General features: G+C 62.4%; 17 protein-coding genes. 2 read left to right on the plus strand and 15 right to left on the minus strand.

All coding sequences use genetic code 11. The features are described 5' to 3' along the window. Positions 1 to 3: 3 nt before the first annotated feature. Genes ACP7C6_RS01700 through ACP7C6_RS01730 form a run of 7 tightly spaced genes read right to left on the minus strand, consistent with a single transcriptional unit; the run spans position 4 to position 3826 of the window. Entirely contained in the window at positions 4 to 453 is a 450-nt protein-coding gene (locus ACP7C6_RS01700) for an alpha/beta fold hydrolase (protein WP_028616818.1), read from the minus strand. Continuing rightward, positions 446 to 1195, minus strand: a complete 750-nt coding sequence (locus tag ACP7C6_RS01705; RefSeq protein WP_308907669.1) for a DNA-binding domain-containing protein — start codon at positions 1193 to 1195, stop codon at positions 446 to 448. Before ACP7C6_RS01705 ends, ACP7C6_RS01700 begins: the two co-directional genes overlap by 8 nt. Beyond that, positions 1192 to 2016, minus strand: a complete 825-nt coding sequence (locus ACP7C6_RS01710) for a DUF692 domain-containing protein (protein ID WP_068935052.1) — start codon at positions 2014 to 2016, stop codon at positions 1192 to 1194. The genes ACP7C6_RS01705 and ACP7C6_RS01710 overlap by 4 nt, the downstream gene beginning before the upstream one ends. A gap of 54 nt (positions 2017 to 2070) precedes the next feature. After that, the gene (locus ACP7C6_RS01715; protein WP_038850270.1) at positions 2071 to 2343 is read right to left on the minus strand and encodes a hypothetical protein; all 273 of its coding nucleotides are present in this window, start codon (positions 2341 to 2343) and stop codon (positions 2071 to 2073) included. Between the two features lie 26 nt (positions 2344 to 2369). Further along, entirely contained in the window at positions 2370 to 3131 is a 762-nt protein-coding gene (locus ACP7C6_RS01720; RefSeq protein ID WP_010209550.1) for an alpha/beta fold hydrolase, read from the minus strand. Between the two features lie 18 nt (positions 3132 to 3149). Beyond that, positions 3150 to 3557 carry a DoxX family protein gene (locus ACP7C6_RS01725; protein ID WP_028616822.1) on the minus strand — a complete coding sequence of 136 codons (408 nt, stop codon included), beginning with the start codon at positions 3555 to 3557 and terminating at the stop codon, positions 3150 to 3152. After that, complete coding sequence (locus tag ACP7C6_RS01730; RefSeq protein ID WP_010209548.1) at positions 3554 to 3826, minus strand: BufA1 family periplasmic bufferin-type metallophore; 273 nt, start codon at positions 3824 to 3826, stop codon at positions 3554 to 3556. Before ACP7C6_RS01730 ends, ACP7C6_RS01725 begins: the two co-directional genes overlap by 4 nt. Positions 3827 to 4399: 573 nt before the next feature. Between ACP7C6_RS01730 and ACP7C6_RS01735 the strand changes: the two genes are divergently transcribed. After that, positions 4400 to 7216 carry an ATP-binding protein gene (locus ACP7C6_RS01735; RefSeq protein WP_068935055.1) on the plus strand — a complete coding sequence of 939 codons (2817 nt, stop codon included), beginning with the start codon at positions 4400 to 4402 and terminating at the stop codon, positions 7214 to 7216. 217 nt (positions 7217 to 7433) lie between these two features. On the opposite strand, the gene ACP7C6_RS01740 is transcribed toward ACP7C6_RS01735, so the two are convergent. Next, positions 7434 to 7892, minus strand: coding sequence for an REP-associated tyrosine transposase (locus tag ACP7C6_RS01740; protein WP_311892885.1), 459 nt, complete (start codon positions 7890 to 7892; stop codon positions 7434 to 7436). A 173-nt stretch (positions 7893 to 8065) separates the two neighbouring features. On the opposite strand from ACP7C6_RS01740, the gene ACP7C6_RS01745 reads away from it, so the two are divergent. Next, on the plus strand, positions 8066 to 8200 hold the full coding sequence (locus ACP7C6_RS01745) for a hypothetical protein (protein ID WP_268964204.1): 135 nt from the start codon (positions 8066 to 8068) through the stop codon (positions 8198 to 8200). A 49-nt stretch (positions 8201 to 8249) separates the two neighbouring features. Here ACP7C6_RS01745 and ACP7C6_RS01750 read toward each other — a convergent pair whose 3' ends face one another. From ACP7C6_RS01750 to ACP7C6_RS01780, 7 genes are all read right to left on the minus strand, one after another. After that, positions 8250 to 8663 (minus strand): ester cyclase, encoded by a 414-nt coding sequence (locus ACP7C6_RS01750; RefSeq protein ID WP_032864182.1) that lies wholly within the window; start codon positions 8661 to 8663, stop codon positions 8250 to 8252. Positions 8664 to 8813: 150 nt separating this feature from the next. Beyond that, a complete protein-coding gene (locus ACP7C6_RS01755) occupies positions 8814 to 9860 on the minus strand; it encodes an EscU/YscU/HrcU family type III secretion system export apparatus switch protein (protein WP_323986554.1) in 1047 nt (348 codons plus the stop codon). A gap of 3 nt (positions 9861 to 9863) precedes the next feature. Then, a complete protein-coding gene (gene sctT, locus ACP7C6_RS01760; RefSeq protein ID WP_016978389.1) occupies positions 9864 to 10676 on the minus strand; it encodes a type III secretion system export apparatus subunit SctT in 813 nt (270 codons plus the stop codon). 6 nt (positions 10677 to 10682) lie between these two features. After that, positions 10683 to 10952, minus strand: coding sequence for an EscS/YscS/HrcS family type III secretion system export apparatus protein (locus ACP7C6_RS01765; protein ID WP_016978390.1), 270 nt, complete (start codon positions 10950 to 10952; stop codon positions 10683 to 10685). Between the two features lie 10 nt (positions 10953 to 10962). Continuing rightward, positions 10963 to 11616: a type III secretion system export apparatus subunit SctR gene (gene sctR / locus ACP7C6_RS01770; protein ID WP_016978391.1), complete on the minus strand. Its 654-nt coding sequence runs from the start codon at positions 11614 to 11616 to the stop codon at positions 10963 to 10965. After that, positions 11613 to 12614, minus strand: coding sequence for a type III secretion system cytoplasmic ring protein SctQ (gene sctQ, locus ACP7C6_RS01775; protein ID WP_426108183.1), 1002 nt, complete (start codon positions 12612 to 12614; stop codon positions 11613 to 11615). Before sctQ ends, sctR begins: the two co-directional genes overlap by 4 nt. Beyond that, positions 12611 to 13057 carry a hypothetical protein gene (locus tag ACP7C6_RS01780; protein ID WP_016978393.1) on the minus strand — a complete coding sequence of 149 codons (447 nt, stop codon included), beginning with the start codon at positions 13055 to 13057 and terminating at the stop codon, positions 12611 to 12613. Before ACP7C6_RS01780 ends, sctQ begins: the two co-directional genes overlap by 4 nt. Positions 13058 to 13068 lie beyond the last annotated feature (11 nt).

Raw genomic sequence — 13068 nt, forward strand, 5'->3', positions numbered from 1 at the left:
CCCTCAACGCCAGTGCCCGGTACTGGCCATCAACCCCACGGCTTGCGCAAAACCCGCCTGGGGTGCGGTGTTCAGCGTGACCAGCCCGACACAGCGGCTCGGCTTCAACGTCGCGGCCCGCGCAGCGATCCGTGCGCCCTGCTGCGCACCGGCGAACACCGCTTCGGGGATGTGCAGCGCATTCATCAGGTCGAGCACATCCTGGCCAAGCACAGCGTCGTCTGCGGTGCGCAAGTACGGCACGATCACCCGAAAGCCCTGGGCAGCCAGCGGCGCCGCCACCTCGGAGAACGCCCTGACATCTGCCCCCAGCAACATGATCGCCCGGCCCTCCTCCGGCCCAAACTGTTCATAACGGATCTCCTGGTCATCGGTGCTCACCTGTTGCACCGCCAACGCCGGCGCGGCCATGACCACCGCCGCCAGCAGCAAAAAACCACGACGATCAAACATGACTGACTCCCACTATTAATTCACTGCCCAGCCAACCGGCCAGGTATTCCCCTGCCTGCATCACACCCGCTTCTTCCCCCAGGCGCTGCACCAGGAACTCACACAGCCCGGCGAAACTGCCGTCGGCCTGCAGCTGTTGCACGGCCAGTAGCTCCAGCGCATTCACTTGGCGTAAACGCGACGTGAACTGCCGACGCCACACGAGCAAGCCCCCCGCCTGTTCCAGCATCACCGCTTCCGGCGCAAGCGCTTCCTGCCACAGCGCCGACCAGATGGCCTCGGCATTGGTGGTCAGGGCGTGGCAGCGCAACGACGGCGTCAGTTGCAACACGGCCGTGTCCCAATCCAGCTCGGCCACGACCTCCAGGGCCAACGGCTGTGCGTCAGCGGCGACAAAGGCCTCATTCAGGGCCGACTCGATCCAGGCCAGCTCATGCACATCCGGGTTGCGCGGGAACACCTCCCTCAAGGTGGCGTAGAAGCCCTCCGGATAAGCGTCCAGCGTCCAGGCGTGGGGTGGATGGTTGTCGATATGGGTGATGCTCGCCGCCAGAAAGGCCTCCTCTCCAACCCAACGGCGCAGGTTGGGAAATGCCTGCTCCAGGCACCCGACCAACTGCGCGCGGTAGTTGTTCTGGTACACCGCCAGGCCGGCGTGATGATTGCCCAGCGACTGCGCGGATTCATCCGACGCACTCACCAACCAGCTGCGAAAGGTGTGCTGTAGCTGCGCCAGGTTCATCGTTGCGCTCCCAACGTGCGGGCCATCGCCAATTCCTGGAGCAGCTCGGCAAGTGGCGGGATCTCATCGTCGCGTTCGATCATGGTCGCCACCGGGCCCAGCCGGGTCATGGCCTGGGCGTAAAGCTCCCAGACGCCGGTGCACACCGGGCTGTCATGGCTGTCGATCAAGATGTCACGGCCTTGACTGTGACCGGCCAGGTGCACCTGGCGCACACGTTCGGCGGGAATCCCCTGGAGAAACGCCAGGGCGTCGAAACCGTGATTGCTGGCACTGACGAACACATTGTTGACGTCCAGCAGCAACTCGCAGCCGGTACGCTGGGCCATGGCCGCGATAAATTCCCACTCGGTCATGGAGGCGCCTTCGAACGCCAGGTAACTCGAGGGGTTCTCGAACAACATCGTGCGGCCCAGCACGTCCTGGGCTTGATGGATGTTGGCGCAGACTCGGTCCAGGGCTTCGTCGGTGTAGGGCACTGGCAACAAGTCATGGGAATTGAAGTCACCGCTGCGCGACCAACTCAGGTGGTCGGACACAAACAGCGGTTCAATCTCGTCTACCAGCGCCTTGAGGCGCTTCAAGTAATCCCCGTCCAACCCTTCGGCGGTGCCGATGGACATGGACACGCCGTGCAGCGCCACCGGATACCGTTCGCGCACCTGACGTAAAATGTGCCGGGGCTGGCCGCCCGCGACCATAAAGTTTTCGGAGATCACTTCGACAAAATCCACGGGCACCGAGGTCTCCAGGAAGTCGCAGTAGTGCTCCTTGCGCAGCCCCAGGCCGTAGCCTGAGAAGTGAGGGTTGGATGTCGACATGGCGGATCTCCGCAAAGAATAAGTGGCGAGCCCGCAAGGGGCCCGCCCGGTGGATTACTTCGGTTCAGTCAGTGTGCCGCCAGCCTTGAGGCACTCGGACGGGGTCTTGACGATCACGCCTTCGCCTTTGCAGCTGTTGAGGCCCTTGCAGTCGTTCTTGGCGGTGGCGCACAGGCTGGTGCCTTTGCAGGTGTTGACGCCGTAGCAGCGGCCGGGTTTTTCCGGTTGGTCGGCGGCGCTGGCAGCGGTGGCGAACGAAGCGGACGCCATGGCGATCAGGGCAGCAGCGGCAGCAAGGCTCAGGCGGGATTTGAGTGCAGTGTTCATGGGTGTTTCTCCGGGGTTGGGGTGAATTACTTGATAACGGAAGCAGCGTCTTCGATGACCTTCGCCACAGCCTCAGGCTGGGAGATGTACACCGAGTGGCTGGCCTTGATTTCGGTAACCTTGGAACCGGCGCGCTTGTACATCCAACGCTGCAGGTCCGGGCTCAGGGCACGGTCTTCGGTGGAGACCACGGCGTAGGTCGGTTTTTTGTGCCAGGCCGCAGCCCACACGGTGCCGCCGAACAAGGCAGTGGTCGCCGGCACTTGGGAGGCGGCCATGAAGTCGGTGCGGTTGGTGGTCAGGTCGGCTGCAAAGTCGGCGTTGAATTTGGTGCGGTCGAAGAACAGATGACCGTCGCGGCTGGCCTTGATGTCATCGCTGGGCGCCGGCATCGAGCCGATCAACTGGGCCATGTTCTCGCCCACTTCCGGCTGCAGCGCCGAGACGTAGACCAGCGACTTGACCTTGTCACGGTCACCGGCAATCGAGATCACCCCGCCGCCGGAGCTGTGGCCCACCAGCACCACCGGCCCGACTTGCTGCTCCAGTACTTCGCGGGCCTCGGCCACATCGGCGGCCAGGCTCTCGTGGCCCTGGTGCACCACGGTGACCTTGTAGCCCTTGTGAATCAGGATGTCGTGCACCACCCGCCAGCCGGAACCGTCGACAAACGAACCGGGCACGATCACCACGCTTTTACCGGTGCCGGGTTGTGGGGCATCCGCCGCCTGGGCCAACATCGGAACGGTCAGGGCCATGGCAATGGCCAGTGAAGAAAGCATACGCATTGGAAATCTCCATCAAAGTTAAGAACGTTTGCCTGAGATCAGGCGGTCCAGCGACCAGGCCCCACCGCCGTACGCCAGCAGCGGCAACAACAGGCCCGCCCAGGTCAGGTGCACCGGCCACGCTGCGGGGTACACAAACACCTCGATCACCAACGTCATGCCCAGCAGCGCGGCGGCGGCCGGGCGGGTCAGCAAGCCAAGCACCAGCAACAGCGGGAACAGGTGCTCGGCGTAAGTCGCCAGGTGCGCGGCCCAATCAGGCGGAATCAGCGGCAAGGCGTATTCCGAACGGAACAGCGTGTAGGTCGACGGCTTGAGTTCAAGTAAACCCGTGACCTTGGTGCGCCCCGACAAGAAGAACACCGCCGCGATCGCCACCCGCGCCACCAGCAACAGCAGGGCTTCGGGGAGCAGGCGCTGGATCACGGTTGCTCCGTCAGGCTGCCGAAGCCTTTAGGGGTCTTGATCTGGGTGCAGGTGCCTTTGTCCACCAGCACCCAGGCGTTGCCCTGGTAATCGGTGGTGGAGGTGGCGGCGCACGAAGTGCCAGCGCCTGCGGCGCAATCGTTGGCACCGGCCAGGGCCACGCCGAAGCATTTTTCCTGGGGCTTGGGTTCATCGGCATGGGCCACGGCCGCGAAGGCGCTGAGGGACAGGGCGAGGGTTGCCGCGAGGGCTGCGTAAGGACGCTTCATGGGGTGAGTCTCCTGGCTTGACTGAGTGTGGCCAGGGCGCCTTGGGGTCGGTGACCGCCTGCGCCAGCTGGTGAACAGAGTTAAAGCCAGGCGTGTATCCGGTCTGTGTCGCGAACGCGATAGAACGTCATGCGGGTGTATCAGGAGGGTGCGGGGATACAGTTCGTTACACAGTCAATAAAACAGTGCCAAAACCCTGGCGTTTTATTCGGCATCCCGAACGACACAATTAGAAATATTCGCCTTTCCGAACGAAGGCCCTATCAGGGCGCCGACGACCGCAAAAATCACCATAAATTTCATACGGTTGTTGTCATGTTTGTTACATGCCAACTGGCATACATTCTGCTTTATCCATGTTTCTGGTAATAAAATGTTTCAGCTCTGAGACAGTCTCATCCCCTGAAGCATGGCCGGCGATCCACCTATAAAAACGCCCCCCCAAAGAAGGGTGGCCTTTCCGACCTTTTGATCGACATCAACTTTTCAAGACTGCTGCTGCACATCTGCACCCCAAAAAGGGCGAACGGCCTGATCGCCGAAAACAAGCCCGACTATAAAAAGGACGATTTGATGAGCTCGAGCAAGAACCACGCAGTGTCCTTCCTGGACGCAGACCACCCCGCGCCGGCTACCCCGGACAGCACCATTGGCTTCGGTCCCTTTCTACTCCTGGCAAGACAGCACGTATTGTTGCGCAACGGCGAGCCGGTGACCCTCGGCAGCCGTGCGCTCTACCTGTTGATTGCGCTGGTGACCCGTGCCGGCGAATTGCTGGAGAAATCCGAACTGATCTCGTTCGCCTGGCCCAAGGTGGTGGTGGAAGAATGCAACCTGCGCGCGCAGATCGTCGCGCTGCGCCGGGCCCTGGGTGACGATGGCAACTTCAGCTACATCGTCACCGTGCCGGGCCGGGGCTATCGTTTTGTCGCGCCGATCACCGTGCAGGCCGCCGGTGAGGAGCACCTGCCAGTCCCCTATGTGCGGGTGGATGAGCCCAACCTGCCGACGCCGACCGCTGAAGTGATCGGCCGTGATGCCTTGATCACCAGCCTGGCCGACCAAGTCATGAGCCAGCGCTTCGTCACCCTCACCGGTCCCGGCGGCATCGGCAAGACCACCGTGGCCATGGCCGTGGCGCAACGCCTGGCCAGTGAACTCAACCTGGGCAGCTGTTTTGTCGACCTGGCCCCCGCCACCAGCGGGCAATGGGTGGCCGGCATGCTCGCCAGCGCCCTGGGTATCCAGACGGTCAGCGAAGACCCGCTGCAGGGCGTGGCCGCCAGCCTGGCCAACCGGCGTTTGCTGCTGGTACTGGACAACTGCGAACACGTGCTGCCAGCAACCGCCGACGCCGTGGAAACCCTGCTGCGCAGCGCGCCCCAATGCCATGTACTGACCACCAGCCGCGAACCGCTGCGTGCCGAAGGTGAACGGGTGCACGACCTGGCGCCGCTGCAAGTGCCCGACGCACACGCCAGCCTCAGCGCCCACGAAGCCCTCGCCTGGTCCGGCGTGCGCCTGTTTGTGGAGCGCGTACGCGCCCTCGACCCCGACTTTGTATTCGGTGATGCCGATGTCGCTGCGGCCTGTGCGATCTGCCGCAAGCTCGACAGCAACGCTTTGGCCATCGAGATCGCCGCCGCCCGCGTGCGCACCTTTGGCATCCAGGACCTGGTGGGCCTGCTCGACGGCAGTTTCCGCCTGCAAATGACCGGCCGACGCACTGCCCTCGCCCGCCACCGCTCCCTGAGCGCCACCCTGGATTGGACCTACGCCATGCTCAGTGGCGATGAACAGGCGATGCTGCGCCAGCTCGCGGTGTTCACTGGCTCCTTCACCCTGGAAGCGGTCAAGGCGATGACCGCCAGCAGCAGCCTCGACCCGCGCAACGCCCTGCCCCTGCTCGAAAGCCTGATGGACAAGTCACTGCTGATCGCCGGTGAATCCAAGGCGCTCAAACGCTATCGCCTGCTGGAAACTACCCGCGCCTACGCCTTGGAAAAACTCAGCGAACAGGGCGAAACCACCTCAACCTGCCAACGCCATGCACGTTACGCCCTCGGCATGCTGCAAGAAGCCGGGCAGACCCTGGATGGCCTGTCGCCGGAAACCTGGCTGGCGCTGTACGGCCCGGAAATCAACACCATCCGCGCGGCGCTCGACTGGGCCTATTCGCCCAGCGGCGACTTGCCCCTGGGCATCGAACTGACCCTGGGCGGCGTACCGCTGTGGTTGCGTATGTCCCTGGTCAGCGAGTGCCGCACCTGGGTCGACAAAGGCCTGGCCAGCGACGGCCTCGTCCCACTGCCGTTGCGCCAGCGCATGCTGTTGCAGACCGCTCTGGCCAGTGTGCTGATGCTCACCTACGGCACCGGCAGCGAAATGCGCGAAGCCTGGCGCCAGGTGCGCGAAGACGCCCGCGACCTCGGTGATGCCGAACACAAGTTGCGTGCCCTGTGGGGCCTGTGGACCGACCGCTGCGGCTGCAACCAGTACACCGAAGCGCTGGAACTGGCCGAGCGCTACATCGCCCTGAACAGCAGCGGCAGCCACCAACTGCTCGGCAAGCGCATGCGCGCCGTGGCGCTGTTCCACATGGGTGATCTGATGGGTGCACGGCAGAATATCGACGAAGCCCTCGGCTCACCGTCGGCGCCGCGTTCGCACATCATCGACGTGCACTTCGACCAACGCATTGCCGCCCGTTGCCTCAAGGCCAAGGTGCAGTTGCTCGAAGGCGATGTCGACCCGGCGCTGCGCCTGATCGGCAGTTGCGTGGATGAAGCCATCTCCCTCGATCACCCCGCGACCCTTTGGTACACCTTGTGCCTGGGCGCGATCCCCCTGGCCTTGCTGGCGTCCAACCTGCCGAAAGTGCGCTATTACCTGGGGTTGCTGCAAGACAGCACCACTGGCCAGGACCTGCATATCTGGCGGCAATTTCGCCTGTGCTTCGAGAGCATCCTGCTGATCCGCGAAGGTTCGCCCGAAGCCGGCGTGCCGCAATTGGGCGAAGCCTTGCACCACCTGCAAGGCCAGGGTGACAGCCAACTCTACAGCCTGCTGCGCTGTGAATACGCCCTGGGCCTGGCCCGCCTGGGCCTGGAAAAACTTGCCCTGGAAGTACTGGAAGACACCCTGCAACTGGCCCTCGGTCGCCACGAACGCTGGTTCGCGCCACAGATGTTGCGGATCAAGGCACAACTGACCTTGCGCCAGGCGCACTACGGCTCGGTAGACAAGGCCAAAGTTCTGCTGCGCCAGGCGTGGGTGGATGCGCAATTGTCGGGCGCGCATTTTTGGCGGGCGCAGATTGCGACGGATTTGGCGCGGTTGCAGGAGCCTAAGTTGCGCATCGCCTCCCTGCCCCGCTTCCAGCACCGATAGAGACGTCAATCTAGAACGATTTTCTGTAGTGAGCGGGGCTGTTGTGGTGAGCGGGCTTGCCCCGCGCTGGGCTGCGAAGCGGCCCTAAAACCAGACGGCCCGGTTACAACTGGAAATATGCGGTGACTGGATTGGGGCCGCTTCGCGCCCCAGCGCGGGGCAAGCCCGCTCACCACAACCACAACCACAACCAAAGCCATCCTCAGTTGGAGCTCAATTAAAGCCAAACCGCATCCCACAGCGAGTAATCACCTACCCGATCAACCAACCCTGCCCGCAACGGGTTCGCGATCATGTAACGGGCCATCTTGCGAATATCATCCTCTTCACGCACCGCCCTATCGTGATAGCCGGGCTGCCAGACACGCTCCTTGCTTCGGCGACGACGGTTGATGGTCAGCGTGCTACATGACTTGATACGTCGCACTACATCGGCCAGGGTCTTTTGCTTCAGTTCGAATAGCCAGTGGATATGGTCGGGCATGATGACCCAGGCTAGAGAGTCGATATGACCAAGCTCGTGGGCGTTCCGGAACTCGGCAACCAGCAAACGCCCCAGGAACAAGTCGGTAAATAGTCGTTGTCGGTTATGGACGACGATGGTGATGAGGTAGCTGCGGCCGTGTTCCGAATAACGTCCGTGACGCAGGCGGTGGGATTGAGGTGCTGGGCGCAAATCCGTTGCTCCTGGAGAAGTCCTTGAGAGCATCAACGCTAGCGGCAGATTTAACGTGAGCCCAGCTTATTTATTGACTGAATATATCCGTGGTGAGCGGGCTTGCTGTGGTGAGCGGGCTTGCCCCGCGCTGGGCTGCGAAGCGGCCCTAAAACCAGGCAACCCGGTTCTAGATGGAAACATGCGGCGACTGGATTGGGGCCGAAAAGAAAATCGTCTTCAGCGAAGACACCAACCCGCAGATGTTCGAGCAGGATGCTTTGCTCAAGCCCAATGGCGGTGAATACCACGACGTAGACAAACCCTGAAGCCCGACACACCGGGCCCTGCTGCATGGGGCCCGGCTTTGGGAAACCGTCAGTTTTTGTCAAAGCCCAACTGCCGGTACAGCGTTTTCATGTCGTAGTAGTCGGTGCTCTTCACGATCTCACCGTCCTTGATCCTGATCACGCAGCAACCATCGACATTGATCGTTTTATGGGAGGCGCCATGGCCGAACAGCTCACCCTCATGGGTTCCCGTCATATGCCACTGGATCGTCCCGCCATGCTCGCCAAGGCTGATCAAGTCGCTGATGACCTTGAAATCAGGCAAGGCCTTTCTGATCAGGTCGAAGAAGTCACCCAGCTCGGGCCGTCCTCGCATGGTTAGCCCCGCGGCCTTGTCTTCATAGACAGTAGCCTCTGAAAAAATCCCGAGAAAATCGGCTTTGGAGGTGCCAGACCAGAGGTCAGCCCATTTCTGAATCAATTCACGATTTGTATCTGTCATGGTGAAACTCCCTTGAGCGCAGGAGGCGGAGCAACGGTAATCTCCCGTCGACCCCACCGTTCATTACGCTGACAGATACAACCTCAGCTCCTGCCGAGCAGATACTTCCTCTGTAACACAAGCGTTCAACAAGCGTAGCCCGGCCACTGCCTAAATCAACCGCGCGGCCACCAACCAATCCGCCACCGCCTGGAACGACGCATCCGGCACCGGGTCGCCGGGCACGGTTTTGCGGGCAATCTCCGCGGCCAGTGCCTTGTCCGGCGCGTGGGGAATGCCCAGGTCATAGGCCTCCTGCAACATCAACAACGCCTCTTCCGGCGAGGCCCGGCACACGATCACCGGCACCGGCGTTTCCCCGCGCACGTAACGCACGCCAATCACCCAGCCATCGGTGGTGCCGATCATCATCGACGCGCGGCTCAAGCCGAGCTTGGTGGCCAAGGCCTGCATTTCATTGCGCTGGCGCCGGCGTTCGCTCTTGATCAGCGGGTCGCCGTCGATGTCCTTGCGTTCGCGCTTGGTTTCGCTGCGGGTCATCTTCATGTCGCGACCGAACAACCAGCGCTGCATCATCACGTCCACACCGCCCACCAGGATGAACGCGCAGAGCACGGTGAATACCAGCGGCTTGAGTACCAGGAAAAACGTCGACTCCATGCACTCGGCGCCGCAACGCGACGACTCCATCAAAGCCTGCAACGCATGCTTGCCGACCACGTAGAACGCGATCGCCAGCACCTGCACCTTGATCAGGCCCTTGATGAACTCCACCAGGTTGCGCAGGGCGAAGATCTTCTTCATGCCCTCCGCCGGGTTGATGCGCTTGAACTCGGGCTTGATCGGGTCGGTGGAGAACACAAAACCGCGCATCGTGATGATGTTGGTCAGGATCACCACGCCGGTGGTCACCGCCATCACCGGCAACGTGATGCCGATCACCAGTTGCTCGGCATGGTCGAGCACCCGTGGCCATACCGTGGCAAACGGCTCGATGTAGATCTGCGCGGTGAGGTCGATCAGCGCCGTGACCTGGGCCTTGGCGCGGGGTGCGAGGATCGAGATGCACAGCGTGCAGAACAGGATGACCATGCCCGACACCAAGTCCTGGCTCTTGGCGACCTGGCCTTTCTTGCGCGCGTCCTGGAGCTTCTTGTCCGTGGCCGGCTGGGATTTCTCTTCGCTGGTATCGGCCATGGGCTACTCCATGCCGGCCAGGGTCTTGAGCAGTTCGACGGTGCCGCGAAACTCCGCCAGTTGATCAAGCATCATGGGGATCAGGAAGCCGATGTAGATCACCATCAGGATCGTGAAGAACAGGTTCTTCACCGGCAACGACAAGTCGAAGATGTGCAGGTTCGGCGCCATGCGTGACAGGTAGGCGAGCATCAGGTCCGTCACCAGCAGCGCGATCAACAACGGCGAGACCATCAGCACGCCGACGCGCATGATCTGGTCGAGAATCGACAACACCGCCAGCAAAGCCGAGCTGGCGAAGACCGGGGTAAACGAGGTGACCGGCCAGAGTTGATAGCTGTGGTAATACCCGTCGACCATCAGGATGAACCCGCCGGACATGAAAAACAGCGTGATCAGCATCACCGTGAGCAGCGTCGCCATGACGCTGGACTCCCCGGACGACAACGGGTCCACCAGTTGCGCCATGGTCGAGCCGCGCTGCAGGTCGATCAATTCCCCCGCCACTTCAGCGGCCCAGAACGGAATGCCGAACAGCAGGCCGATCAAAATGCCGATCAGGAATTCCTTGATCAGCAACCCGGCGATAAACACGCTGCCGTGTTCGGGCATCGAGGTCAGCGCTTCGAACACCGGGAAAAACATCGGGATGGAAATGGCCACGGCCACACAGCCGCGAATCATGCCGGTGAGGCCGAGGCGGTTGAACGCCGGGGTGATCACCACCACGCCCATGGCGCGGCAGGCGGCGAGCGAGGCGGAACTGATCACCGGGTAGGCGACCTCCAGGAACTGCGCGGTCAGGCTGGCATCCATGGGCGGTCAGCGCGTCCACATCGGGAAATTGTCCAGCACCTGGCCACCGAGTTCCGCCACTTGCCCGGCGAGAATCGGGCCCAGAAACACGATGGTCAGCAGCACCGCCACCAACTTCACCACCTGCGGCAGGGTCTGGTCCTGGATCTGCGTCAGCGCCTGAAACAGGCCCACGCTCAAGCCCACGATAATCGCCACCCCCAACGCCGGCGCGGAGAGCATCAGCACGGTCATCAGTGCCTGTTTCATCAATGACAGGAATACGTCCTGGCCCATGGGTCGTGCCTCAGCCGTAACTCAGAATCAAACCGTGCATCAAGCGCGACCAGCCGCTCAGGGACACGAATAAAAAGATCTTCAGCGGAATGGAGATCAGGTTCGGTGAGACCATCGACATGCCCATGGCCATCAGCACGTTGGACACCAGCAAGTCCACCACCAGGAACGGGATGTACAACAGAAAGCCGATCTCGAAGGCGCGGGTCAGTTCCGAACTGACGAACGCCGGAATCAACACCACCAGGTCATCATCGCGCAGGTCGGCACGGGCTTGCGGCGACCAGATAGTCTCGGTGGCCTGCACGAAAAAGCCCCGCTCGGATTCATTCGCAAAGCGCTTCAGGTGCGCCTGCAACGGCGGACGCAAGGCGTCTCCCAGGTCCTTGAGTTGCTCCACATGCTCGATGTTGAGGTCGCGCCCCTCCACTTGCCGGTACATGTCGCCAATCAACGGCGTGGTCACGTACACCGACAGAATCAGCGCAATGCCGTACAACACCAGGTTCGGCGGGGTCTGTTGCACGCCCAGGGCGTTGCGGATCAGGAACAGCACCACCGAGATCTTCATGAAACCGGTGAGTGTCACCACCGCCAACGGGATCAGCCCGATCGTCGCAACGACCAGGATGATCTCGATCAGGTTCGGCTGATAACCGGTCATGGGGTGGCGAAACTCAGCAGACGCACGCCCAAGCCGTCACCAATTTTCACCAGTTGGCCCTGGCCGACGCGGCGGCCGTTGACCATCAGGTCGACGCTGTCGACGCCCGGCGTATTGAGCTGCAACAGGCTGCCCGCGCCGAGTTCGCGCAATTGCGCCAGGGTCAGCTCCAGCGTGCCGACCTGGCACACCAGTTTCAACGGCAGGTCATCCAGTGTCGCGGCGGCATCAACATCAGTCATGGGGTTCTCCGGTTCCACAAAGGGGGCTCTCAAGGCTTCCTGCAGGCGCAGGACTTCACCCTGGTATTGGCAGCGCGCCTGCAGATGACCGCCGAGGTCGAGCAGCAGGCCAGGGCCTTGTTCCAGCATCAGCACATCGCCGGGACGCAGGCTGCGCAGTTCGCCGAGGCTCAGCCACTGCCGCCCCGCCACCACCGCGAGGGTCTGGTGCAGGGCCAGCAACGGCTCGGGTTCGGGCTGGGCGTACTGCGCCAGCAACTGCGCCACCCGCACGGCGGCGCTTTCGCTCAGGTCCAGTTGGGCGCTCATTGCCGGCTGGTTGGCGAAAGTCAGCTCCAGCGCTAGGTGCACGGCAAACGGGTCTTGGCCTTCGCCCGCGTCGAGCAACTGCACCGGGTGGCCGAGCAACGGTTCCAGGGTCTCGATGAGGTCGAGCAGCGCCAGTTCCAGCAACAGCGAACGCGGCAGTGCAGGCAAGGCCTGCACATCGAATGACAATGCCAGCGGCAGCAACAACTGTTCCATCGCTGCGGCGGACAAGCGCAGGCGCACGGGTGCACGGCCGAGTGACAACAGCACGTCACGCGGTGCAGTGAGGGCTTGAGGTTCGGTGGCCCAGCTCACACGCAGGTCCTGCCCGGCGCAACGGCCTTGCCAAGGACGGTAACGGCGGTGCAACGCGTTATGCAGGGCCAGCAACGCTGGGTCGAAATGGGTCAGCCAGGGCGACAACGGGTCGGCAAGAGCTGCGATCATGTGCCGACGCCTTCGTCACGCAGCTCGCCAACACGGCGCTCATCGCTCTCACGGCCTTCGAGCAGGCTTTGCCAGGCGTCGGACTGACGCTGGCGGCTCAGCCGTTCCTGGCGGAACAGATCGCGCTCACGCTCCTGGCTTTCAAGCGTGGTGGACACGTGGGTCACGTCGTTTTCCAGTTGCTGCTGGTCGTCCGACAGGCCGCGCAACCGATCCTGGGCCGCCTGCCAACTGGCCACCGACAGGCCTTCGGTGAGCGAGGCATACACCTGCCGCGCTTCCTCGGCGATGGCCTCACGGTGCAGGCGCAATTGCTCCTTGGCGTCGGTGAGCACGCCGTGGGTTTGTTCGCAGCGTTGTTGTTGAGCGGCCAGTTGGCTGGCGGCGCGTTGTTCACGCAAGACCCGCAGGGTTTGCAGCGTGCGCAGTTGCTCGGTTTTCATTGGGTTTGCTC

Origin of the sequence: Pseudomonas sp. TWR1-1-4, assembly GCF_049897165.1 — a bacterium.
Lineage (GTDB): Bacteria > Pseudomonadota > Gammaproteobacteria > Pseudomonadales > Pseudomonadaceae > Aquipseudomonas > Aquipseudomonas canadensis.